Below are 255 nucleotides of genomic sequence, written 5' to 3'. Positions count from 1 at the left end.
TCCTTGCACTTTCTAGGTCGCTCTGTTGTAACTGCTTCAGTTCAGGCCAGTCACCGATGATATTATATCCATCCACAAGTAAAACGCGTCTCATTTATTTCAACCCTAGTGGATGACGACGGCGGTGAACTTCATACATTAATAAGCTTGCTGCTACAGAAGCATTTAATGATGTCACGTTACCTGCTAATGGAATACGTACTAGGAAATCACATTTTTCCTTCACAAGACGACTCATTCCTTTCCCTTCACTCC

Annotated in this window: 2 protein-coding genes; both read right to left on the bottom strand. The window is 42.4% G+C overall.

Annotated elements, in window-relative coordinates; genetic code table 11:
• On the bottom strand, nt 1–94 hold a 94-nt coding region (locus tag AOA61_RS32960; protein ID WP_143521247.1), incomplete at its 3' end, for an NYN domain-containing protein.
• The coding region (locus tag AOA61_RS32955; protein ID WP_143521246.1) for a TrmH family RNA methyltransferase at nt 95–255 on the bottom strand (161 nt) is incomplete at its 5' end.

This window comes from Pseudomonas sp. 2995-1 (genome assembly GCF_002742505.1).
Classification (GTDB): Bacteria; Pseudomonadota; Gammaproteobacteria; order Pseudomonadales; family Pseudomonadaceae; genus Aquipseudomonas; species Aquipseudomonas sivasensis.
This window is presented reverse-complemented; position numbering and strand designations above follow the sequence as displayed.